This window comes from Roseivirga spongicola, assembly GCF_001592965.1.
GTDB classification, from domain to species: Bacteria; Bacteroidota; Bacteroidia; order Cytophagales; family Cyclobacteriaceae; genus Roseivirga; species Roseivirga spongicola.
On record NZ_LRPC01000028.1, the window covers coordinates 521,219 to 544,645 of the forward strand.

Genomic DNA, 23,427 nt, shown 5'->3' on the forward strand with positions numbered 1-23,427 from the left:
TAATTCAGTATTCTACACCTTTTATCAATATGAAACTCTTTCTATCATTCTTGTTCCTCATTGCTCAGCAAACCGGCATTAATGCTCAGGAAGCTGAACAAGAAAATGATATTATCCACGAATTTAAATCATTTACAGATACTCATAAGAATGAAAAAGTATATCTACATACTGATAGAAGGTTCTATTCACCTGGTGACTTATTGTGGTATCAGTCATACGTTGTGAATGCAACCAACAACCAACCATCACAATTGAGCAAAGTAGTTTGGGTAGAGCTCTATTCTAAGACAAATAACCTAATTAGCCGGCAAAAAATACTTTCGAATAACGGCTATGGGCATGGGCAATTAGAATTACCAAAATCTTTGGAACCAGGGAGTTACTTACTTAGAAGTTATACAGCGTTAATGCGCAACTACCCTGAAGAATTCATGTTTGAAAAAGAAATTGTGGTAGTAGATTCTACTATCAAACCCTTAGACCCTTCAGGCAATGATTTAGGTTTGCAGTTTTTTCCAGAAGGCGGACATCTGGTGAATGGCATCAAAAGCAAGGTTGCCTTTAAAGCAGTTAATAGCGGAGGTTTAGGGGTTCATTTGAAAGGCGAAATTGTAGATCAATACGACAGTATTATTACGGAGTTTATTACAGAACACAACGGAATGGGTGTTTTTTCTATAACCCCTACAGAGGGCAAGAAATACAAGGCTAGAGTCAACAATTATCCTATGGAGCTTGACCTTCCTACCCCCAAAGAACTCGGCTATGTCTTAGAAGTAAACAATGCCAAAAAGAATACTTTCGATGTTTTTATACGATCAAACGTTCCTAATTCAGGTGGTCAACAGTCATTGGTTATTCATTCTAAAGGAAAAGTAATTTACACTTTCGAGCCAAGATTAAAGGTAGGCGAGAATAAATTAACGATACCCAAGATTCACTTACCCGATGGTATTTCACATGTAACGCTATTTGATGAAAACAATAATATTATAGCCGATAGATTAATTCACGTAACAGGCCAAAAATCTCAAATTTCTATAGAATTGGAATCCAGTTCGTTTGATAAACGAAGTAAGGTAAGTGCGAAAATTGTCTCTCAAAATCAACAAAGTATTGACGGAGTGTTTTCTGTTAGTATTATTGATTTAGGCCAAACATTAGATTCAATTCCCGATCAAACAATTGTCTCTGAACTACTACTCTCTTCAGATTTAAAAGGGTATGTGGAAAAACCTACATATTATTTTGATTCATCTAACCCATTGGCAAAAAGTCATTTAGACTTATTAATGCTGGTACAGGGTTGGACTAGGTTTTCTTGGAATAGCATAACTGCCCTGAAAACCAATGAAGAGAAATATTTAGCGGAGAAAGGCCTTGAAATTAATGGAAGAGTATTAAACGAAAGAGGAAATAAAGCTTTAGAAAATGGTACTGTTACTTTTTTAAATAAAAATGTTATTCCAACAGTCTTTAAACAGGCCTCTACAGATGCAAATGGACGCTTCACCATGAAGGATGTAAAATTCTATGAGGGAGATCAAGTTGTTTTTCAGGCAGTAAATAAAAGAGGAGCAACTAATGTTAGTTTACAACTCGATACTTTTAATACAGAGCACCCTCCCTTAGCTAATTCAAAAAGAGGCTCAATGCAATTCAATTTCTCTGATGGAGATTTTACGAATTTTAGTGATCACCATCAGAAGCGGGAGTATATAAAAGCCACCTATGAATTTGATTCAACTAGATTTCGAGATCTTGGAGAATATGTGATACAAGGCAAGAAGCTAATTCAAAGACAAGGGAATAGAGGTAATGTATATGGACAGAGTGACTATACGGTGGACTTCAGAAAAATTGACACTTCACCCTATCACAACCCATTTCAAGCACTGCAAGGTAGAATCCCAGGTGTAAAAATTGAAATTGGTGGAACAGATGTTAAAATCAGTCTTAGAAACTCTGTCGGTTACGAAAACAACACTCCACTGTCTCAGTTAATGCCTTTAATCCTTTTAGACAACCATGCTATGAGGTATGAAGAACTGACAAGTATACCTCCATCTTCTATAGACAGAGTAGAGGTCTATAAAGGTAATTCTGCTTCAGCTTTTGGTTCTGAGGGGGCTGCAGGTGTAATAGCGTTTTACAGCAAAGTTGAGAAAGATATTCTCGATGAGGATGGCAAAGGAGCTATTTCGATGACTTTACCAGGAGGGTATAATAGACCCTTAGAATTCTATTCTCCCAAATACTATCCAGATAATGTGAATAATACGATTCCAGACCAAAGGCTTTTGTTGCATTGGGAACCAATGCTCTTTTTCACTAATGAAAGCCAGAAAACCATAGAATTCTACAATACAGACAGGGAGACTAATGTACTCATTAATGTACAAGGTTTAAGTTCTGATGGTAGTGTATTTAATGCTTCTAAACTTTATAAAATAAGTAAGTAATGACCATAATAAGATTGAGTATTCTACTCTTAATTTTTTCCTTCAATCTCTCTTTTTCTTTTCAATCTTATACTTTGAGTGGTGTAGTTATAGATAAATCTACAGGAGACCCAATTGAATTCTGTGCAATTGGCTTAGTTGGTTCTACAACAGGAACCATCACTGATAAAGAAGGGAAATTCTCACTTTCAGGTCTACCAGACCACAAGTTCACCTTAGTATTTTCTCATATCGCATACGAAAATAAGGTGTTGAAGCTATCTCCAAAAAATACAGATCAAACACTAACAATTAGACTAAACCCTAAAGTGGTCGATTTAGATGAAGTTTCCATCAGTGCCAAAGGCAGAGGAAAGCTTGCGAGACAAAGAAGAAGAGAATTAGGGAATTTCATGAAAATGGTACTCGGAACAGAATACAATGAACGATTAATTCAGTTGGTCAATGAAGAAGTAATAGATATCCGAGACCTTACATCACAATCTTGGAAGTTTAGCAAAAACTATGATCTGGTATTTGTAAATGAATACTTAGGTTATGAAATAAAATACTACGACTTCTCATTTATAATGAATAAAACCACCAAAACTTTTATTGGATACCCCGTTTTTAAAGAGCTAACACCCAAAGAACCAGAAGACTTGGTGAAATGGAAGAAGAATAGAGAAGAAGCATTCAAAGGCTCCTTAAAGCACCTTCTATTTAGTTTGATCAGTGACCGTTTAATCGAGGAAGGTTTTTTGGTGAATATTACAAACTTTGACCCCACATCGAATATTGATTCAAAAGACTATGAGAGAGTTAGTAATGCGCTAAGAACTGGCCCATCTGCTGTCAACCCTAATCTAAAATTAACTAAGGTTGAAAATGATAATTATGAAATGTGGGTTGATGGAACTATAGAGCTGTTTTTTACTAATCCGGTTGATGACACAACGGAGGTTAGTTACATTCTTCTAAAAAATGAGACTACCAAAGTCTCTCAAAACGGTAACTTACACAATCCACTCTCATTAATGGTTTATGGTCACCTAGCTAATTTAGGAGTTTATAAGATGCTTCCAGTCAACTATTTACCAGATTACCTCAAAAGTAATTAGTTAAAATCAAAGATTATATAGTAGTCAATTGAGTTATGGTTTTAAGAGACGTTATTAGTTGGGGGAGATTCAACCAGTCAGCTTCAAACTAAAGCTCACCTTCTATAGGCTTCAATCACGACCAACTCACTGTTCATTATTTAAATATTAGCCCTTTTGGCAATTTATTCCAGAAGGTTTTTAGTAGAAGGAGATTGCAGCAGTGATTTCATTTGCTGAATTGCCAAACCATTTAACTGCCTTAATCTTTCTGGTTGACTCATACCTTGTTGAATTAGCATAGCGTTAATACTTTCAAGGTTAGCCAAAACCACCAACTGTTCTATGGTTGAATGATCTCTGATATTGCCATTAGTATCAAGGTTTTGGTCACGCCATTCTTTGGCTGTTTGTCCAAATAAGGCAACGTTTAGCAAGTCAGCCTCTGAGGCATAAACCAATTGAATACGATCTTTGGGGAGCTTTTCTGGAATCAGTTTCTCCTTGATGGCATCGGTATGAATTCGGTAATTGACTTTAGCCAAGGTTCGGCTTACGTTCCATTCTAGTTGATGACGATTACTTTCTTCTTCTTTAAGCCGTTGAAACTCTTTGATGAGGTAAAGTTTGAATTCAGGGCTCAACCAACTTCCAAATTCAAAAGCTATATCTCTATGTGCGTATGTCCCTCCATATCTCCCTGATTAGGCAAATAATCCAATGGCATTGGTGTGTTCAATCCATTTTTTGACAGAAAGAGTAAAGCGATTTAGACCTGCTTCATTTTTAATTCCCTCGAATTCGGGGGAATTAAAATTCTCATTATTGATTTGTTCCCAGATACCGATGAATTCGATGGTGTTCTTGTTTCTGAGCCATTTTTCAATTAGAATTGACCCATCTTCAAAATGGCGTACCATATCGGTTAAAGAAATATAGTCGCGATTATTTCTGGATATGATTGTGATCTTGCTACCCATAACTTCAATTACTTTACTTTTCGCCATCATTGATATGTGTTTATACTATTTTTGGTTTAAGCTGGTCTAATTAATCCTCTGCAAGTGACGTGTTAAAAGCCATCACTTTTTCTATAGGCTTCAATCACAGCTAGTTCTCCTGCTTTGCCGCTTTGTGAGTTGCCATGTTCCATGCCTACAATGCCTCTAAAGCCTTTGTTGTGAATATGTTTGAATACATTGAGATAGTTGATTTCGCCAGTGGTGGGTTCTTTGCGGCCGGGGTTATCTCCTACTTGAAAATACCCGATCTCGTCCCAGGCAGCATCGATATTAGGGATCAGGTTACCTTCAGTGATCTGCTGATGGTAGACATCATAGAGTATTTTGCACGATGGGCTGTCTACTGCTTTACAGATTTCATAGGCCTGGGCAGTACCGCTTAAAAACTGACCTGGATGGTCTCTTTTATTGAGTGGTTCTAATACAATCACCAAACCATGCGGCTCAAGAATAGCACAGGCTTGCTTCAGACTCTCTACCAAATTGGCAGTTTGATAGCCCATATCTTTACGCATGTCTACAAAGCCAGGTACTACGGTCATCCATTTGGCATTTACTCTTTTGGCTACTTCAACAGACTCGCGGATCTCTTGCAAAAACTCATTTCGCTTGTCTTGGTCTCCACTCGTCAGGTTAGGTCTGAACCAATGAATAGTGTGCGCCACAAAAACTCCCATGCTCATACCATGTTTTTCCATTCGGCTGGCAATTTGCTTCTGCTCCTCTATGGGTCTGGCCTTCATTTCATTGTCTTCTAAGGCCTTAAAGCCTTGCTCGGCCATAAAGTCTAACTCATTGAGTATACTACCCGGTGCCGACTGGCTGAACATGCCAAAATGTGGCGCATAATTCAATTGAAAAGTGTTTTCTGAAGAGTTGTTGGCGCTGGCTGAAAAAGGAATTGCGGAGAGTGCTCCGGCAGCCAGGCTCTTGCCCATAAAGTTTCTACGGTTCATTTTTTGAAGATAGTATTTTTTGGGAATTGGGCGACTGAGGAACTAGGTAATTGGATGATTTGGTATCTAGTGTGTAGTTTTTGGTTTATGGTATTTGGTGTTTTTTGTGTGTGATGTGTTAGTCAATTATTTATGCTTGTAGACAGCCAGGCACTAATCACAAGCACCGAGCAGCATATACTAAATAACCCCTTCTAGGTTCCAAATGACGATGCCGTAAACCACAAAGCGCAGTATTCGAAATGAGGAGTAGATAAGATATTTACGGATTGGGTAATCCATTGAGCCAGTCACCAAGCTGATAAGTGAATATGGTAATGGTGTAAGTGCCGCCACTATGATAAAACCTGCTCCGTACTGATCGTATCGTTGCTGATACTTGGTAAGGCTTTTATTAAAGTATCGATGAAAAAAGGCCTTGGTACTAATTACTTTACCAATAGCAAAATTGATCCAGCCAGCACCGATAGATAGGAAAGCCATGACAATAACGATAATGGTATAGACATTTCCAGGATCGTCTATAGACCAGATCATAAATAACTCTGGGGGAAGAATACCTACCAGAACTTCTGAAATTAAGAAGATGACGAGCATCAACACATAATCATCAGACACCCAATGTTCAATGGTATCATACTGGGTTTTAAAATAGCTCTTGAAAAGAATAAGTAGGCCGACTAGAACAATAAGGTAAACGAACCCCTTAATGAGGTTTTGAGAAAAGTAGTTATAGAAATCCTTCTTGTTGCTTTCCATCTGCTTGCGCCAAAATAAGCTAAAACTTTGGTTAATTGTTTCACGAAGGTTCTAATTAGTTACTGCAACTTTATAGTTCTCAATTATCTCTTTGAAGAACATAGGGTTAGTGAATTTATCTATCACTTTCACTTCTCCATAGTCTTTAAAGTCTATTCTTAGCTCTTCTGTTAATTGGCCGCTATAAATGTAAATCCAAGCCTTATCTGCTCTTAGTTTATCAATCACCGAAGCTAAAAAATCAGAGCCTTTCATATCTGGCATCATCTGATCAGATATTACAATATCCATCTTATTATTCTCAACAAGATTTATGGCTTCCTTGCCATTCTTGGCCATGAAAATATTAAGGTCGTTGTAGAAAAACTCCAAAAAGTCTTTCAAGGTATCTCTCACAGAGAAATTATCATCAACTAACAGCAGGTTAATCATTTCGTTTTAATTCTATTCTAACTGAGGTTCCCACTCCAGGATTAGATTCAATATTAAGACTATGATCTAACTGGTTGGACAATTCTCTTGCAAGGTAAAACCCTACACCAGATATTTCAGACTTTTCGTCCAATTGAAGCTTTGTTTCGCCCAACTGCCTAATTTGTTCTTTGTCCATTCCTACTCCATAATCCTTAACTTCTATAATTAAGCAATCTTCTTGTTCGTAAAGACAGAGTTCTGGAGTCGGATCTGAAGCTGATGAATACTTCTCGGCATTATTGAGTAGAGTACTTAGAATATACTCAAGCGTGAGCAAATCGGTTTTATAACTTCCCTTTAAACCTGAAGCAACTTTAATACTAAGGTGGTTCATAGTGAACCTCGCGGTAAGTCTACTGGCAATTTCTTCAGCTGCTATTACACACACACCTGTATCGGCCCTACTCATAAAGTAGACAAAGTCATTGACCATTTGTTTTATATCTACAACGGCTTCTGAGCTCCCCCATACAATTTTTTCCATCATAGAATCAGGAATAGCCTTGCCACTTTCCAAACCTGCTTTGAGCATTTCAATGTTCATTCGAAGTGTAGAAACGGGTGTCTTAATTTCATGTGAAATAAGAGACAGCATGTTTTGTTTGGCCTTATTCAGGTTGAATTCGGCCTGCGCCTGATCTACCGACTGGATTTTCAACATGAATGTTCTAAAGAGCGCCAAGTTGCAGAATACAACTATCATGGACATGAGTGCTACGTTCAAGTAATATGGCACTTTGCCTAAACCTAAAAAGGTGATAATCTGAAAAGCAGTCCATAGAAGCACCACCACCATAGCAAAAACCAAGAAGCTAGAACTTACTTCTCTTTCAATTCTGGCCTTAGCTATTATGTAAATGAATACACCGACATAGACTATTACAAAAAACAGATAATACTTTAAAAGCCCTGTAAATACCACAGGTTCTAAAAACACAATGCACCCCATGCTAAAGAGCGTGCCTATCACAAAAATATACTTGAGATACTTGTTGGTCTGGTTTGGGTATAGATAGAACACAAATAATCCTCCAAACAAGGCGGCAGAATGTATGGTGAGGTATTCTAAGTGAATTGATATTCCGAATGGGTAACCAGTGAAAAGAGCATGCAAGGGATATGGGTCTGCTCCAAGCATTCTATACATTAGACTGATGGAGAACAGCGCATAGAAAGGAATCTGAAGCTCTAATTGCTTGTATGAGATAGCAAAAGCCAAAAGCACAAAGCCAGTAATAAATAACCCCCCCGCCAAAAAGAGATTGACATCTTGGCGAGCCATAAGCTCGTACCTTAAGTCTTCAAAATTCCCTAATTCTAGAGAATATAATAAACCAGAGTTCATATGATCGTAGTTGGCTACTTCAATGATGATCTCGTATTGAGTTTGGCCATATTTTGAAAGGTTGAATACTTTGGGTTCTCTGTTAGGCTGATATTCTTTCCTAGACTTACCTACTTCGCCAGATTTATAAACCAAGTCTCCATTAATAAGTAGCTTGTAGGATGAAAATATGTGAGGGATATACAGTCCTAAATCTTCAGGATTGCCCCCATCTACAACCACATTAGTTCTATATGTACCATACCCAGTTTTAGTAAACTGTTTATCAAACGGTTCTTGATACCAATCGCCAGGAACCTCCAGAAGCTCAAAGCTGCCTTGATTATTCTTTTCTGATATGAATTGCTGCCAATAGAATTCCCACTGACCATCAAGCTTGACAGGATCAGAAAACGACTGACCTCTTAGATCGAAGTATGACTCGGTCTGAGCAGATAAGCCTCCAATAGAGAGGAAAAAAAATGATATGTAAACTAAAAAATGCTTCAAGCCTTACTTTACTATGATAATCTCCTCTTGCCTCCCATCTATATAGCGTACGCCATCTTTATTGAAGAAAGCTTCTTCTTCTAACATTATTCTTACGTCTTTGCCCCATTCTTCAACAAAGGTAGATGCATTCAGCTCAATAGAATAGGCAGTATTTAAGTGTAGTGGGTAATCTCCGGTTACAGGTACGCCTCCTTGAGAATCCCACATACCCAGAGTGGTACCAGCTGCATGACCATGATAACCAATAGGGTGAGTATAAATTGATGGAGTAATTCCTTCGGCTATGGCCTGTTCCCTACTCATCTTCAGAACCTCATTACCAGTTCTACCTTCTTTAAAATTATTAGTGAAGATATCTTGTAGCCTATTACCATTTTTGAATGCCTTCTTTAGGTATTCAGGTACATCTGTTTCGCCTGATTTTAAAATGTAAGCATGCTGTTGCTGGTCAGTATTCAGTCTGAGATAAGTAATACCAAAATCACAATGAATAAGATCGCCAGGCATTATTACACCAGGTTCTGGGCGCTTACTAAAAGTTCTTAGGTGGTCGAACCTTTCTGGGTCGGCTCTCTGTATGTCTATTGTAGGGTGAAACCAAGCCTGGAGCTTTAACTCTCGTACTTTCTCTCGCATCCACCAAACCACATCTTCCGTTGTGGTAACCCCTGGTGTAATTACCTTAGAAGAAAAGGCTTCTTTAATGATCTCATGTCCAATTTTGACTATATGCGGATAAATGGCCATTTCTGCCGCAGTTCTTGTTTCTAACCAGCCAATTGCCACCTTTTCGGCCGATACAACTCTTTTGGAAAACTGAGCTCCTATGGCTTCTTTAAGTCCTTCATAGTCAGTAGCTACAATACCATCAGCTAAACCAAAGTATTCAGATTTATTTACACCTATTTTTTTAGGGTTTCTCTCACTTATAATCTCTGCCAAGCGTGCCCATTGATTAGGTTGCTCTTCCTTATTCCATGCACTTTTAAAAACTGAACCCACATCATATCTGGCAACAGCTAAAGTTTCTAACTCTTTACCATCTCCACGATCGTAAAAAACAAGTATGGTTCGTCTTCTTGCGGCAAGCCATTCTGCTGGTAGTAGGGTTTCTATTACTGGGTCTTCATTGTACTCTCTAGAAATAACCAGCCACATATCAATTCCCTCTCTTCTCATGATTTCAGGAAGGTAATTCTTCACTTTATCTTCTAGCAACCTGTTAATGGTAGTGGCTCTATCTTTCATAGATAAAATGTTTCCATATTCATGCTGAGCTACCATGCTCAATGAACAAATCATAAAGAATAAGAGAAGTAGTTTTTTCATATTGGTTGAATTGTGGATCTAAAATAAGGTCAAATTATGAATTCCTGACCAAGACTTCTTACAGATCAGCTAAGATGTCCAAATTATTAAGACTAATACTAATTTATTTATAGTATCATCAACTAAATGTTCAAGGTTTTTATTGGTAACAGTTTTTTGGATTTGAGCAGTTAATTCTCTTCAACCAATACTGGCTACAATTAATAAAATTTGAATGGCTTCTTGACCTTCATTTCATACTGTTTAAATTGTAAGTTTATCAGACATGAATAAACCATCACAACCATTTCTATTACGCCTCACTTCTTCTCAATTGCCAAATTGGTTGGTGGGTGTTCTTACCTGTGTGTTCTTTGTTCTGTTACAAGCCTTAGTATTTGAAATTGAAGGAATTAAACATAGTTACAGTCTTTATTCAACCACCTTCTTCTTTATTCTTACCACTGGTTATCTGGTTTTTATTTCCCGAATAATTAATAACAATCATGAAAAAGGCTTCTTTAAGTTGTTGAGCTACACCAAGCTCAATGAATCCGAAAAGCAAGATCATATTCAGGAATTTCATGATCAGAAACTTTCATGGAAAGAAATGCTCATTCCTATCTGTATTGGTTTGTTACACGGCTTCTTTGTCAATGGAGCCAGCTTTTCATTTAATGAAGTGCCCTATCCGTTTCTCAAGGTTTACTCTATTATTCAAATCTTGATCATATGGATTATGATTTGGCAATCTACTAGTACCTACCTGCGTAACATGACTAAGATGAATAGGCTTTCAAGAGCGATTGAGATAGATATTCTAAATACTGAGCAGTTAATGCCACTGACAAGTGCTGGCGTTATAAGTATTTTGGCTTTTGTAGGAGTCTATACTATTCTTTTCATTGAAAGTATAGATTCAATTGAGCTATACAATCCTGCCTTATTGCCTCTTATCCCCTCTATTGTATGGATGGTAGTTACTCCGCTCAGTGGAGTTCGGAAAAGGATAATTTCAGCCAAAGAATTAGAAATTGGATTAATAGAAAAAGGAATTGAGGGAGATAAAAAAGCCCTTGAAAAATCTCGAATAGGTAACAATTTGGAGAATATAAATGTGGTTGACTTAATGACTTACAAACGCTTAATAACAGCTACTCCAGAAATCCCTATTAATATCCCTACAGCTTCGAGATTTATCTTTTATTTGATTATCCCCTTCTTTACTTGGGTGGCTGCATCAATTGTAGACAAAGCCATAGATTACCTTATTGGCTGAATGCAAACGGTTGAATGAGACCATTTTTTCCTGTATCCCATTATTTCTGTAGTTTACCAAACACAATCAGCTCATCATGGGAAAACTTAAGCTTTTACTATTTCTATTCGCACTTTCTTTTGGAACAAACGGTTTAGCTCAGCAGAGCGATCTTAAGGTTGAACCGCCTTTCTGGTATGCAAAAATGCCTACCGAAAACCTGCAATTGATGATTTATGGTGAAAACATAGGGCAGTATAAAGCCAATGTTCAGCATAAAGGAATAACCATGGTTAAGCAGGTTTCTGGTGATTCTCCCAACTATAAATTTGTGTATTTGGAAATAAGCCCCGATGTGTTGGCAGGTACTTTCAGCCTCACCCTCACTAATGGAGCAGATACCAAAACCATTTCTTACGAACTAAAGCCTAGAGTTAAGGAGCTGAAGCGGAATCAAGGGTTTAGCAGTGAAGACGTGATTTACTTGCTAATGCCCGACCGATTTGCTAATGGCAATCCTAATAATGATACTGTTGAGGGCATGTTGGAGCCAGCCAGAAGAGACCACCCTAGTGGCAGGCATGGTGGTGACCTAAAGGGTGTTTTAGACCATTTAGACTACATAAAAAACCTAGGGATGACTGCCGTTTGGCTCACTCCTGTCTTTGAAAACGATCAAACACCTGAATATAAAGCTTATCACGGCTACGCAGCTACAGATATGTATAAGATTGACAGGCGCTTTGGTTCTAATGAAGAGTTTGTTGCCTTTGTAAAAGCTTGCCACGATAAAGGACTCAAAGTAATTATGGATATGATCCATAACCATATCGGGGATCAGCATTGGTGGATGAAGGATTTGCCGTTTAAAGATTGGGTTCACGATCATGAGGTTTACGGCAACACCAACTACAGAGGAACAATCGCTTCCGATCCTTATGCTTCAAAGTATGACAACAATAAGCTAGTTAAGGGCTGGTTTGTCACAGAAATGCCAGATTTAGATCAGCGCAATCAGCAGTTAGCTGACTATCTGATTCAAAACACCCTTTGGTGGATAGAATACTCAGGCATTGACGGAATCAGAATGGATACCTACCTATATCCTTATCAAGACTACATGGCCAGATGGGCCAAAGAGGTGATTGCTGCATATCCGCATTTTAATATTGTAGGCGAATCTTGGGTGGAAACTGTAGCTCATGAGTCATATTGGCAACAAGATAAGCCAGGAGAAAACGATGGCTATGAATCTTATCTTCCATCTGTAACCGATTTCCAGATTCATTTTGCCGTGAGAGATGCTTTTAATCAGGGCTTTGGCTGGGAGACTGGTCTGATGAAAATCTATTATGCGCTCTCCCAAGACAGGCTCTATTCAGACCCAATGAAGAACGTTATCTTTCTAGATAATCACGACATCAGTAGAATCTATTCAACACTTGGAGAAAACCCGAAGCACTTAAAAATGGCTTATGCATTTCTATTGACCACTAGAGGAATACCACAGGTTTATTATGGTACTGAACTAGCTTTTAAGGCTGGCCCAAGTGATTGGGGAGATGGTGCAAAACGTGCCGAAATGCCCGGAGGTTGGGCAGGTGACAGTCGCTCTGTATTTACTAAAGAAGGTAGAACAGCCGAAGAAAACGATATGCATCAGTACGTTACAAAGCTCACAAATTGGAGAAAAACCAGTGATGCAGTAAAGCATGGCAAGCTCCTTCATTTTGTTCCTGAGAACAATGTTTATGTCTATTTCAGATACACCGACCGAGAGAGAGTTATGGTAATTATGAATATGAATGATTCAGAAGTCACAATTTCTCGAGAAAAGCACTTAGAAATGCTCAGAGGTTTTACCTTTGGTATGGATGTTATTTCTGGAAAGAACTTTGACTTAGCTAAAGATTTTAAAGTTGCTGGAAAAACCACCACTGTACTCACTCTCAAGTAATTAACCTTGGAAATTAAGCAGGCTACAGATAGCTGCAATGAAAATATTTACAATTCACTCTTTCGGAGCATAGCACCCTTGCTTCGGAACTTTCTTTATGCCAAGTATCGTGATATAGACAAGTCTAACGACATGGTTCAAGAGGCATTTCTTATTCTATGGCAGAAGTGTGCGCAAGTGCTGCCTTCTATGGCAAAGGCTTTCGTCTTTAAGGTGGCTCAAAATCAAATGCTTAAAAGTCTGGAGAAAGAAAGGACTAAAGAAAAGCACATTCATTTTCTGTTTAAACCTAGCCACTCCGAAACGCCAGAGTTCGAAATGGAGTTTTCTGAATTCGACCTAAAAGTTCAACAAGCAATCGAAGGTTTACCTGATGGCCAGCGTGAGGTTTTCTTAATGAACAGAATTGAAAAAATGACTTACAGCGAAATTGCAGAAGCATTGGATGTAAGTGTTAAAGCAGTAGAAAAACGCATGCATAAGGCCCTTTTAAAACTTAGAATACAGATAAACGAAAAAATATAGAACAGGCAGGTAGGGTTATTTCTAATGAAGTGGATGTAAGCATAGAGTGAATAATATGAGTTCTAATTCTGAAAATAGTGAAGACTTCTTGGCCAAATGGTTGGCCAATGAACTTACCCCTGCTGAAAAGGAGAATTTTGAGTCTTCTGAAGAAGGAAAGGACTTGCTGAAGATAATTTCCTCTACCGATAAAATGGCTTTTCCCGCTTACAATGTTGAATTGGAATTACAAAGGTTACAAGAAAAGAAGAAGACTATTGCGCCTAATACTAAGACCATACACCCTATTTGGAAGTTAGCAGTAGCTGCTGTTCTTGTTGTGGGCATCTCTTTGGTTTATTTCTTAACTAAACCAAGTTATAAAGTTTACAAAACTCAATTTGGTGAAACCAAGGCTATAACCTTACCAGATAACTCAACAGTAACTCTAAATGTCAATTCAGTTCTGAAGTTCGACCCTCATACATTCTCAGAAAATAGAAAACTAACCCTTGAGGGCGAAGCATTCTTTGAAGTGACCAAAGGAGTCAACTTTGAGGTTAATACTTGCCAAGGTCAAGTTGTAGTTTTAGGAACTAGTTTCAATGTTAATCAAAGGGCCGAATATCTAAATGTTCAGGTTCACTCTGGAGTAGTGAAGGTGCTTACCAAAGGTGCTAATTCTACTCTTCAGAAGGGAGATGGCCTTAGGGTTGAAGACGGTCAACTGATCGATCAATGGCAAATTCAAGATCAGGAAAGGCCGCTTTGGTTGTCTCAAAATATTACTGAGCTGAACAATGTACCATTTTCTGAAGCTCTAGATGCTTTGAGAAATTCATTTGGGATATCTATCTCATCCAACATATCATTAACTTCAGAACGTTTTACTGGGTCTTACCCGAATGATAATGTGGAAATCGCCATACAAATTGTTATGTCTACCAAAGGGCTTGAGTATAGCTACAATGCCAACAGCAAGGAACTCAACATTATCGGTATTGAGCAGAATTAGGCTTGTTCTCCCACTCTTTCTCATTTTTAGTCTAAACCTGATGGCTCAAAATGAGACCGCAGTTTCTTTGAAATCAGTGCTGAACAATCTAGAAAAGCAATTCCGTATCAGGTTCTCTTACGACCCTAATTCACTTAAAGGCATTAAGCTTAATAATATACCGCAAACCAATGATTTAGACTTGGCACTTCAAGCTGCATTGAGCAACACTGCACTTGAGTTCCAGAAAATAGATGATCAGTATTATGTCATAAAGAAAGCAGCCTCTAAATTCTTGACTATTGAGGTGCTTGATGCCGAAACTGACTTAGCCCTCCCCTTCGCCACCATTAAGCAAAATGCTAGCAAACTAGGCTTAGTGACCGATGAGTTTGGATTAGCAAGATTGGTAATACCTAACCACAAGGGAGTTGTATTGGAGGTGTTCTATCTTGGCTTTCAATCGTTCAGCATACACGTTGATAGTTTAAATTCTTATCAGGTGCATCAGGTACACCTCCTACCAGAACCATTAGACTTAAATGATTATGAACTGAAGGAGTACTTAAATGCTGGTATTGCTTCCGACCCAAAAGCCAATAGTTTTCGTATCCTTCCTCAAGAAATGGAGATACTCCCTGGTTTAGCAGAGCGCGATGTACTGCTTTCAGCTCAGATAATTTCAGGGGTCAACTCCAATGATGAATCTGCTTCCGGAATAAATGTAAGAGGTAGCGCACGAGACAATACGCTGCTATACTGGAACAACGTGCCCATCTATCATTCTGCTCATTATTTCGGTAATATATCCAGCTTTATACCTTCTTCAATTGGCACTTTAGACGTCTATAAAAACTATGTACCTGTTCAATATGGAGGGGCTTCGGCAGGTCTTATCTCATTAGCTTCAAGAAATGAAATTGACCAAACATTGAATGCTGAGCTCAGCATTAATATGACGCATGGAGATGCTTTTATTAAAACTCCATTTTTAGGTAAAAAGGGATCTGTAATGTTTGCAGCTAGAAGATCTTATAATGATGCCATCCCTACTTGGACCTATAATGCCTACGGAGAAAAGTTGTTTGGTAGAGAGATAAGAGACCCACAAGGCATTGTTTATGAAAGCGAATACAGCAATGACCTCAATTTCTCCGACCTCAATTTTCATTGGAATTACGAACCAACAGATAAGACATCTATTAAGCTAGGTTATATCAGAAACCGAAGTCAATTTAACCATAGGGAGAACGATTTGAGAGAACGGCAAAATATTGTACAATCGCACCAGATCAAAAGTTCTGGAGCAGATATTTCATGGATCCAAAGAGTGACGGATAAACAGTCTTTATCTGTAAGTGCTGCCTACTCAGACTATGGAATGGAATATGATTACACTAACCTTCGGAACCCCACCATAGACTCTGATGACGATAAGCAAGAAAGGAGTAATGATATTGAAAACTTGGAATTGCGACTTAGTCACACCTCCATCTATAAAGACCTGCATAAGCTGACCATTGGTTATCAATTCAATAAATTCAAAATCAGAAACCTTATCAATACTGAGAACTTTTTTGAGCAAGACCAAGCAGAGCAAATTAACTCTGAGGGAAACATACACGCAGTATTTTCCGACCTTAACCTCAAGCTTTCAGCTCCTCTAGAGTTGGTATTGAGCGGTAGACTGACAGCCATTGAATCCATAGACAGAAGTGTCTTTAGTCCACAAATAAAGCTCAATTATAATCTCAATGAACAATTACTCTTTAAGACTACATATGGCATATACCATCAGTATTTGAGTACAATAAAAGAGTCTCAATTCACCATTTCTAACGCTATAGAGCAGCATTGGCTACTGGCCGATGAAGATGAGTTAGTTCCTATGCTCATCAATAAGCAGATGAGTCTTGGCTTCATTAGAAACACGAAATCATGGCTTATAGATTTCGATATTTACCAAAAGAACGTAGACGGACTATTGGCCAGAAATTTAGGTTTTGGCTTTACCAGAGAGGCAGGATTCAATCAGGGTACTGAAAGAATTGTTGGTGCAGACTTGACGCTCCGTAAACGCTGGAAATACATCAAGACTTGGTTTAGCTATAATTTTCAAGATTCGGAAGTAAGCTTCTCAGAACTATTTCCAACAACCTTCGCCTCTAACCTGAACATCAGGCATCAGTTTAGTTTTTCAAGTACGCTCTCACGTGGAAACTGGGAGTTTTCACTGGGTTATACTTTCAAAACGGGTGCTCCTTACACAGGTATCAATAACGTGCGGCTCAATCGCAAAAACAACAGTCCTAACCCACCAGGCTCAGGGGTAAATGAAAAGTACGAGTTGCGTTTTAGCAAACCTAATAGTCTAAGAGTAGCCAATTACCACCGTTTTGATGCTTCTGTATGGCATAGGTTCAAGGGAAAGACTTGGCAAGGAGAAGTTGGCTTTAGTCTTATGAATATTTTGAATAGAAGGAATGTATATAATATAGGCTACCTCATAGACCTGAATCAGGACAACGAGGTAGTAATTGCGCAGAGAACTAAGTTTTTTTTGGAATTCACTCCCAACTTGAGTGTAAGGTTTAGCTTCTAGACTTTAAGCAGAAACCACATTTTTTAACTCTTCTATTGTCTCAACTGGGTCTACTGACTTAAATACAAAACTACCAGCTACCAGAACGTCTGCACCTGCCTCCATTAGTGGCTTGGCATTTTGAGCATTTACTCCCCCATCAATTTCAATTAATGTATGAGCCTCGTTTTCGGCAATGATTTCCTTCAACTGTCTTACTTTCTTGTAAGTATTCTGAATGAATTTTTGTCCTCCAAACCCAGGATTTACACTCATCATACACACTAAATCAATATCCTTAATGGTATCTTCGAGTAATTGCACATTAGTATGAGGGTTTACCGCAACACCTGCTTTGCAATCTAAAGACTTGATCTCTTCTAGCATTCTGTGTAAGTGATTACATGCTTCAAAGTGAACCGTAATATTAGCAGCGCCAGCATCTCTAAAAGCTTTTATGTACTTCTCGGGGTTCACAATCATAAGATGAACGTCTAATGGCTTTTTGGCATACTTATTAATAGCTTCCAAAACAGGTAAACCGAAGGAAATATTAGGTACAAAAACACCATCCATTATATCGATATGAATCCAATCAGCCTGACTTTCATTCAGCATTTCGATATCGCGTTGAAGGTTGGCAAAATCTGCGGCCAACACCGAAGGGGCAACTATAGGTGAGTTCATGAACAAATATAAATTAATATTTAATGATCTTTCGAGTGGTAGATTCAGACTTACTCATAACACGAATAAAGTACAAACCACTCTCCGGTAAATCTATTTGCAAAGGGTTTCTGGCTTCAAAAGGTATATACAGAAACTCTTTCTTTAAGCTCCCATTTCCGCGAATCAACTGGATTGTTAGCTGTTGCCCAAAATATTCAGAACTAAAACTCATTTGAATATGGTCGAATGTTGGGTTGGGAAAAGCTGTGTAAATTGGCTTGTTGCCACTGTAAATCCCCCTCTCGTTCTCAATAATTCTAGCAAAGCTTGGAATACCGTAACCATACAAATTATCTGGTGTGTTAGCCATGTTACCCGATAGCTTAATCATTTCTCGAAGTTCTTCTGCTGATTTACTTGGGTATGCCTGCCACACCCCAGCTGCCAACCCGGCAATTAGAGGAGAAGAAAATGAAGTACCGTTTTGTGCTGCATAATTACCGGTAGAAGTTATTAAAGAAGTCCCAGCACCTTGGGCAACAATATCTGGCTTAAAGGCATCTACCGTATTAGACCCTCTACTACTAAACCCAACCAAAACGCTATCTGCTGTAATTGCTCCTACTGCTAGTACATTTGGGCTATCAGCTGGTGCGCTGACTAAATCCCCATCATTTCCAGCACTGTTAACTAGTAAAATTCCTTTTGATGCTGCCATGTTAGCCGCTTGGGTAATCACCGCTGTTTTACCGTCTAGCTCAATGTCAGCGTAGTTCATTGATGGGTCGCTGAAACCTGTTTTATAGCCTAGCGATGTATTAATAATATCAACACCAGCAGAATCTGCCTTTTCTACTGCAAATAGCCAATTGTACTCCTCAATTCTGTATTCCAGAGGAGCTTCTGTAACACTTAGAATAAAACTAGCATGAGGTGCTGCTCCAGTATAATTCGCTTCACTGGCTGCAATGATGGACAAAACTCGTGTTCCATGATCTTCACCGTTTTCTACATTCACTCTATTGTTCACAAAATCGAAAGTGTACAATAGCCTATTATCAAGGAAAAGGTGGTCAAAAGCACTTAGTTGGTTTAGGTTCTGAAAACCGTCATCGAATACAGCTATAAGCATTCCTTCTCCATAAAATCCATAACTGTGCATTAAGTCAATAGCCAGCATGCTTTGCTGAAAAGAAGCCAGATTATTTGAGCCAGGAAGCGGATCTTCATTTTTCTCAGAAGCATAGCTTAGTGGCGCATTCGGTGCTACAAGTTCAACTTTAGTAACATAAGGCAAGCTTTGAACAGCCATTGCTTCATTCTCATCCATCTGAACTAAGCAGCCATTCATCCATTTAGTAGAAAAATAAACCTCGGCACCAATGCTTTTTAGTCCCTGTCTGTAAACCGGACTAATAGGTAAATCTTGTTCTGTAATTTCGATTTGTTGGTTTTCTCTTCGCTTCAGCGCTCGTTCAGAAAGGAAGTCTTCGGGAGATTGAACACTGTAAGGGCTACCGATCTTATCAGTAAAAAAGACCATGTACCTATCTTGTGCCCAGCTATTTAGGCCAATAAAAAAAAGGAAGACAGTGAGTAGCTTAATCCTCATCTAAAAAGCCATGAGCAATCAATTCTTCTCGGTAGTATCTACCAGATTGTACTATCTGAGAACCCAACTGACAATCGCGAGTACAGTATTTAACTGAATCATACAGCTTATATATCATACCAATGCTATCGCGATAAACCTCTTTGCTGATGAACCGATCCACAATACCGTCATCAAAGTTACTAAATTCTACCTCGGCTGTTTTAAGAAATGTATTTAGCCCTACTGTAAAATTGCTATTGAAATTGACAACACGGCTTACCACAGGCTGCCTACTGTTGAGCAAATTACTATCCCATCTGTTGCCAGTATCTAAAGGGAAAGTCATTTTGACTATTGGAACATTGTTTTCAACCGAAATGCCTTTGTTGCCCTCAATTCTGGCAGTCCAAACCGAGTCTAATTCCCATCTTTCTGTAGCGTCTTCCCTTCTAAATCTGTTCACCAAGTGAGAGGTCTCTCCACCGCTAGCAAAGCCTTCCCCTACTTCTACTCTGATCTGATATTCTGAAGTATCGCTAAAACCAACTCCCGAATAGCGAATCTCATAGACGTTGTATTCTCTGTATTTGCCAGGCTCTAAAAAGAAATAACTTTTACCCCGGTTAGGGTCAATCGGTTGCTCTGGCTCTTCGTCATCGCCACCACAGGCCACCACAAGAGCAATAAGTAAAGAAAGAAGAATCCAGCTTTTCAGCTTCATATTGCGAATTAATACCTTATTGAAACGTTTAGCAAGCATTGCTTAGTGTTTGATGGTAGCAAAGCTTGTTCACACCAATTAATACAGTCTAATATAATTTTACCCTAGTACTTAATAAGCATTTGTGTGTGGTATTTTGGGTTAGTTTTTCGGAATGAATTAGCTTTGCCCACGCTTTAAAAATCAGCGATATGGCCTTAAAAACCTTTGTGAAAATTAGTGGAGTAAATAACCTAAGTGATGCCCGATACTGTGCAGGTATGGGAGTAAATCAATTAGGATTTAATATTGAAGACAAGCACCCTAATTATACTGATCCACAATCGTTTAAAGAATTATCAGATTGGGTTTCTGGTGTTGATTTTGTTGGAGAATTTGATTCTCTAAGTGCACAAGGCAAAGTGGCAGAAGTTATTTCGCAGTATGATTTATACGCTATTCAAGTATCGGAAAGCAGTATGATCGATGAAGCATGTGAAACTGGCAAGGAGGTCATTTATTCTGCTTCATCATTAGCAGATGCTAGTAGCATAGCGAGTCAGTTTGGTGATAAAATAGCTTATATCTTATTAGAAGATGAACAAGCGGAACCGTCTAGCCTAGAAGCACTAGCTAGTGAAACCGAACTAGTAATTGCTAGTGGATTTAGTACAGATAACCTTGAAGATGTTCTTGGGGCTATTCAACCTAAAGGAATTGCTCTTAAAGGTGGTGACGAGATTCGCCCTGGCTATAAGGACTTTGATCAGATGGCTGATATTCTTGAGGCACTAGATGCCGATGAGTGGGTCTAGCTTGCTAATTATAGTCAAAAATTCCTCAGAAAGAATTTCCTGCAAAGCACACGAGATATTTTCATAGATTAGAAGCTATGAAAAAAATCTTGGTTCTGTGTTTCCTATTGGGTTTGGCAATAAGTCCAGCTTTTGCTCAAACCGATTTAACCACTTTTATCTTGGTTCGCCATGCGGAGAAGTCTAATGACGACCCTCGAGATCCTTCTCTTTCCGCTGAGGGTGAAGCAAGAGCCCAGAAATTGGCCGAAGTACTAGCAGAACAAGACATAGCGGCCATTTACTCAACTCCTTTCAAAAGAACCAGAACTACAGCTGAGCCATTAGCTCAGGCAAAAGGACTCACTGTTAATGTTTATGATTTCAGAAGCCAGACCTATCTTCAAGATATGCTGAAAAAGCATAAAGGAAGCACCATTCTGATCTCTGGACATTCCAATACCACGCCTATGGTTGCTAACATTTTGCTTGGTTCAGAAAAATTCAAACAACTAGATGAAAAAGAGTACGGAATGATATTCATTGTTACTGTATCTGAAATTGGCAAAGGCACAGTAACTGTATTGAAATACTAGGTTATAATTTACAGTGCTCTGTAAGCGCTTCTTTGGCTTCTTCACTACCAAGCTCTTCAGCTTTTTTGAAGTCTTTGCAAGCATCAAACTTGTTGCTAATATTGATTTTAGCTAAACCTCTACGGAAGTATATATTAGGGTCTTGTTCTAGGTTTAAGGAAGTTGTAAAATCTTCTATTGCTCCTGTGTAATCACCAGCCTCTTCTTTCATATACGCTCGATAATCATAGTAAAGAGCATTCTGAGGGTTAAGTTCTATCGCTTTCTCAATGTCCCGCCTTGCAGCATTTGTCATGGCCAAGCTCCAATAAGCATCAGATCGAGCGTAATATACATTGTCAGAAGTAGAATCCCTTTTAACGAGTAAATCATAGATTTGAATACTAGACTGATAGTCTTCCATTCCTTCATAGCCTTGTGCGAGATTGTAAAAATATTGACTATTTGTACTGTCTCTATTTATTGCTGCCTTAAATGAATTAGCTGCCTTCTCGAACTCATTTAGATTGTAAAACGTAACTCCCTTATAGTTATAATATTCAGCTAAGTCTACACCAAGTTCTCCAGCTTTATTATAATCCTCAATAGCGCCTTCATATTCTTGCATCTGAGCCTTAGCTACTGCTCTGTAGTAGTAAGCATTGGCCAAGGTGGAATCGCTTTTTATAGAAATGGTGGTATAAGCTTCTGCAGATTCAAAGTCTTGTAACCTGATCATTAGAAGCCCCATATTCATATTATACATGCGATTAGTCGAATCAGCATCTAGTGCTTTTAGATAGTCGTTTTTTGCTCCTTCATTATCGCCTAAGTAATACTTTGCCAAACCTAGGTTATTGTAAACAGTAGGCAATAATGTAGAGTCAGCAAATTCCTTTGCTCTATCTAAGTCGGAAATGGCGCCATATAAATCGTTATTATACATTTTAGCAAGTCCTCTACGATTTAACACAGAACTTTCGTTAGGGTTAATCTTCAAGGCCTTAGAGTAACTCTCAACTGCGTTGGTAAAATCACCATTTTCAGCAAAGCTTATTCCTTCCTCGTAATATTTTTGTAGAGGAGACTTCTCCGATTTAGGTCTTATAGTTTCAATGTAGCCACTGTAAGCAGATTTAGCTTCTTCAGACATCTCAAATAATTCATCATCGACTGCTGGATTGATTTCATATTGATCGACTACCATAATAACATTACCATCCGCCTGACCAAAAGAAAAAAACCTTGTAGGAAGTAAGAATCCATCAACAACAGTGTAATTCAGGTAAAATTCACGTTCTCCGTGGTAATCAGAACCAACATTGTAAAAATTCTCTTTGTCAAAGTAGTATGTGATACTATCAACTTCATCTAACTCCTTAGTCATTAACAATGCGTACAAGTCAAGACTATCAATGCTCACCTCTGAAACCTGCTGCCCTACCCAGCCTTTATCTAGGCTAGAGTCAAAAGATCCAAAACTTATAAAACCTAAGTCCGCATCAGTAGTTGTATTACTCTCTTCCAACTTTTCAAATTCATACTGAGTTGAAAAAGGATCTCTAGACCAAGCTAAAGTGTCATTCGCAATTCTAAGGAATTTAGCTCCCATAAAGCTCATTTCCATTCTCATATATGGCTCTGACATCCAGATCGAAACAGGAATGTCCGTCATTTCTCCAAGTGACATGGTAGCGGAAATCTTAAGTTTTATTTCACTAAAATTCGTTTCCAGATTTTTATACCTCTCGGTGTTGCTTTCGTATTTGTTAATCAATCTCTTGACTGAGATTTGAGCCTTCGCTGGTAGATAAAAAACAAGGAATAAGATGATAAGGAGAAAGTGTGTAGTCTTCATATTTCAAAAATTATCCTAATCTAAATCTGATTACAACAATTGA

Annotated in this window: 18 protein-coding genes and 1 pseudogene; 9 read left to right on the plus strand and 10 right to left on the minus strand. The window is 38.4% G+C overall.

The genetic code is table 11. The features are described from left to right. Window positions 1-29: 29 nt before the first annotated feature. Complete coding sequence (locus AWW68_RS14090) at window positions 30-2,465, plus strand: TonB-dependent receptor (RefSeq protein WP_068222174.1); 2,436 nt, start codon at window positions 30-32, stop codon at window positions 2,463-2,465. Further along, entirely contained in the window at window positions 2,465-3,565 is a 1,101-nt protein-coding gene (locus tag AWW68_RS14095; protein WP_068222176.1) for a carboxypeptidase-like regulatory domain-containing protein, read from the plus strand. The genes AWW68_RS14090 and AWW68_RS14095 overlap by 1 nt, the downstream gene beginning before the upstream one ends. A gap of 164 nt (window positions 3,566-3,729) precedes the next feature. Here the strand turns inward: AWW68_RS14095 and AWW68_RS14100 are convergent. From AWW68_RS14100 to AWW68_RS14125, 6 genes and pseudogenes are all read right to left on the minus strand, one after another. Next, a pseudogene (locus tag AWW68_RS14100) lies at window positions 3,730-4,554 on the minus strand (KilA-N domain-containing protein). Window positions 4,555-4,616: 62 nt separating this feature from the next. Then, on the minus strand, window positions 4,617-5,522 hold the full coding sequence (locus AWW68_RS14105) for a hydroxypyruvate isomerase family protein (protein WP_068222178.1): 906 nt from the start codon (window positions 5,520-5,522) through the stop codon (window positions 4,617-4,619). Between the two features lie 180 nt (window positions 5,523-5,702). Further along, window positions 5,703-6,281: a YqaA family protein gene (locus AWW68_RS14110; protein ID WP_068222181.1), complete on the minus strand. Its 579-nt coding sequence runs from the start codon at window positions 6,279-6,281 to the stop codon at window positions 5,703-5,705. Window positions 6,282-6,332: 51 nt separating this feature from the next. Next, window positions 6,333-6,713 carry a response regulator gene (locus tag AWW68_RS14115; RefSeq protein WP_068222184.1) on the minus strand — a complete coding sequence of 127 codons (381 nt, stop codon included), beginning with the start codon at window positions 6,711-6,713 and terminating at the stop codon, window positions 6,333-6,335. Next, window positions 6,706-8,589 carry a sensor histidine kinase gene (locus AWW68_RS14120; protein ID WP_068222187.1) on the minus strand — a complete coding sequence of 628 codons (1,884 nt, stop codon included), beginning with the start codon at window positions 8,587-8,589 and terminating at the stop codon, window positions 6,706-6,708. The genes AWW68_RS14115 and AWW68_RS14120 overlap by 8 nt, the downstream gene beginning before the upstream one ends. Window positions 8,590-8,592: 3 nt before the next feature. Beyond that, window positions 8,593-9,921: a M24 family metallopeptidase gene (locus tag AWW68_RS14125; protein WP_068222190.1), complete on the minus strand. Its 1,329-nt coding sequence runs from the start codon at window positions 9,919-9,921 to the stop codon at window positions 8,593-8,595. A 265-nt stretch (window positions 9,922-10,186) separates the two neighbouring features. Here AWW68_RS14125 and AWW68_RS14130 point away from each other — a divergent pair, with 265 nt between their 5' ends. The 5 genes from AWW68_RS14130 to AWW68_RS14150 all read left to right on the plus strand — a co-directional run bounded on the left by AWW68_RS14130 (window position 10,187) and on the right by AWW68_RS14150 (window position 17,215). Continuing rightward, window positions 10,187-11,179 (plus strand): hypothetical protein, encoded by a 993-nt coding sequence (locus AWW68_RS14130; RefSeq protein ID WP_068222193.1) that lies wholly within the window; start codon window positions 10,187-10,189, stop codon window positions 11,177-11,179. Between the two features lie 76 nt (window positions 11,180-11,255). Beyond that, on the plus strand, window positions 11,256-13,115 hold the full coding sequence (locus AWW68_RS14135; RefSeq protein WP_068222196.1) for a glycoside hydrolase family 13 protein: 1,860 nt from the start codon (window positions 11,256-11,258) through the stop codon (window positions 13,113-13,115). A gap of 6 nt (window positions 13,116-13,121) precedes the next feature. Next, on the plus strand, window positions 13,122-13,640 hold the full coding sequence (locus AWW68_RS14140) for an RNA polymerase sigma factor (RefSeq protein ID WP_068222199.1): 519 nt from the start codon (window positions 13,122-13,124) through the stop codon (window positions 13,638-13,640). 55 nt (window positions 13,641-13,695) lie between these two features. Beyond that, on the plus strand, window positions 13,696-14,634 hold the full coding sequence (locus tag AWW68_RS14145) for a FecR family protein (protein WP_068222203.1): 939 nt from the start codon (window positions 13,696-13,698) through the stop codon (window positions 14,632-14,634). Further along, entirely contained in the window at window positions 14,588-17,215 is a 2,628-nt protein-coding gene (locus AWW68_RS14150; RefSeq protein ID WP_157717662.1) for a TonB-dependent receptor, read from the plus strand. Before AWW68_RS14145 ends, AWW68_RS14150 begins: the two co-directional genes overlap by 47 nt. A 3-nt stretch (window positions 17,216-17,218) precedes the next feature. On the opposite strand, the gene rpe is transcribed toward AWW68_RS14150, so the two are convergent. Genes rpe through AWW68_RS14165 form a run of 3 tightly spaced genes read right to left on the minus strand, consistent with a single transcriptional unit; the run spans window position 17,219 to window position 20,217 of the window. Then, entirely contained in the window at window positions 17,219-17,881 is a 663-nt protein-coding gene (gene rpe, locus AWW68_RS14155; RefSeq protein WP_068222208.1) for a ribulose-phosphate 3-epimerase, read from the minus strand. Window positions 17,882-17,894: 13 nt separating this feature from the next. Next, the gene (locus AWW68_RS14160; RefSeq protein ID WP_068222211.1) at window positions 17,895-19,475 is read right to left on the minus strand and encodes a S8 family peptidase; all 1,581 of its coding nucleotides are present in this window, start codon (window positions 19,473-19,475) and stop codon (window positions 17,895-17,897) included. After that, window positions 19,465-20,217: a hypothetical protein gene (locus AWW68_RS14165; RefSeq protein ID WP_068222213.1), complete on the minus strand. Its 753-nt coding sequence runs from the start codon at window positions 20,215-20,217 to the stop codon at window positions 19,465-19,467. Before AWW68_RS14165 ends, AWW68_RS14160 begins: the two co-directional genes overlap by 11 nt. 152 nt (window positions 20,218-20,369) lie before the next feature. Between AWW68_RS14165 and trpF the strand changes: the two genes are divergently transcribed. After that, window positions 20,370-20,972 carry a phosphoribosylanthranilate isomerase gene (trpF, locus tag AWW68_RS14170; RefSeq protein ID WP_068222216.1) on the plus strand — a complete coding sequence of 201 codons (603 nt, stop codon included), beginning with the start codon at window positions 20,370-20,372 and terminating at the stop codon, window positions 20,970-20,972. Between the two features lie 77 nt (window positions 20,973-21,049). Continuing rightward, the gene (locus AWW68_RS14175; protein WP_068222219.1) at window positions 21,050-21,547 is read left to right on the plus strand and encodes a SixA phosphatase family protein; all 498 of its coding nucleotides are present in this window, start codon (window positions 21,050-21,052) and stop codon (window positions 21,545-21,547) included. Between the two features lies 1 nt (window position 21,548). Here the strand turns inward: AWW68_RS14175 and AWW68_RS14180 are convergent, their stop codons facing one another. Beyond that, complete coding sequence (locus tag AWW68_RS14180) at window positions 21,549-23,384, minus strand: tetratricopeptide repeat protein (RefSeq protein WP_068222222.1); 1,836 nt, start codon at window positions 23,382-23,384, stop codon at window positions 21,549-21,551. Between the last annotated feature and the right edge of the window lie 43 nt (window positions 23,385-23,427).

Excerpts from the sequence above, each read along its gene's own strand:
- trpF (WP_068222216.1), top strand. The coding sequence starts at position 20,370 with ATGGCCTTAAAAACCTTTGTGAAAATTAGTGGAGTAAATAACCTAAGT.
- AWW68_RS14135 (WP_068222196.1), top strand. The coding sequence starts at position 11,256 with ATGGGAAAACTTAAGCTTTTACTATTTCTATTCGCACTTTCTTTTGGA.
- AWW68_RS14090 (WP_068222174.1), top strand. The coding sequence starts at position 30 with ATGAAACTCTTTCTATCATTCTTGTTCCTCATTGCTCAGCAAACCGGC.
- AWW68_RS14110 (WP_068222181.1), bottom strand. The coding sequence starts at position 6,281 with ATGGAAAGCAACAAGAAGGATTTCTATAACTACTTTTCTCAAAACCTC.
- AWW68_RS14175 (WP_068222219.1), top strand. The coding sequence starts at position 21,050 with ATGAAAAAAATCTTGGTTCTGTGTTTCCTATTGGGTTTGGCAATAAGT.
- AWW68_RS14130 (WP_068222193.1), top strand. The coding sequence starts at position 10,187 with ATGAATAAACCATCACAACCATTTCTATTACGCCTCACTTCTTCTCAA.
- AWW68_RS14125 (WP_068222190.1), bottom strand. The coding sequence starts at position 9,921 with ATGAAAAAACTACTTCTCTTATTCTTTATGATTTGTTCATTGAGCATG.
- AWW68_RS14145 (WP_068222203.1), top strand. The coding sequence starts at position 13,696 with ATGAGTTCTAATTCTGAAAATAGTGAAGACTTCTTGGCCAAATGGTTG.
- AWW68_RS14180 (WP_068222222.1), bottom strand. The coding sequence starts at position 23,384 with ATGAAGACTACACACTTTCTCCTTATCATCTTATTCCTTGTTTTTTAT.
- AWW68_RS14115 (WP_068222184.1), bottom strand. The coding sequence starts at position 6,713 with ATGATTAACCTGCTGTTAGTTGATGATAATTTCTCTGTGAGAGATACC.
- AWW68_RS14095 (WP_068222176.1), top strand. The coding sequence starts at position 2,465 with ATGACCATAATAAGATTGAGTATTCTACTCTTAATTTTTTCCTTCAAT.
- AWW68_RS14105 (WP_068222178.1), bottom strand. The coding sequence starts at position 5,522 with ATGAACCGTAGAAACTTTATGGGCAAGAGCCTGGCTGCCGGAGCACTC.
- AWW68_RS14150 (WP_157717662.1), top strand. The coding sequence starts at position 14,588 with ATGCCAACAGCAAGGAACTCAACATTATCGGTATTGAGCAGAATTAGG.
- AWW68_RS14160 (WP_068222211.1), bottom strand. The coding sequence starts at position 19,475 with ATGAGGATTAAGCTACTCACTGTCTTCCTTTTTTTTATTGGCCTAAAT.
- rpe (WP_068222208.1), bottom strand. The coding sequence starts at position 17,881 with ATGAACTCACCTATAGTTGCCCCTTCGGTGTTGGCCGCAGATTTTGCC.
- AWW68_RS14165 (WP_068222213.1), bottom strand. The coding sequence starts at position 20,217 with ATGCTTGCTAAACGTTTCAATAAGGTATTAATTCGCAATATGAAGCTG.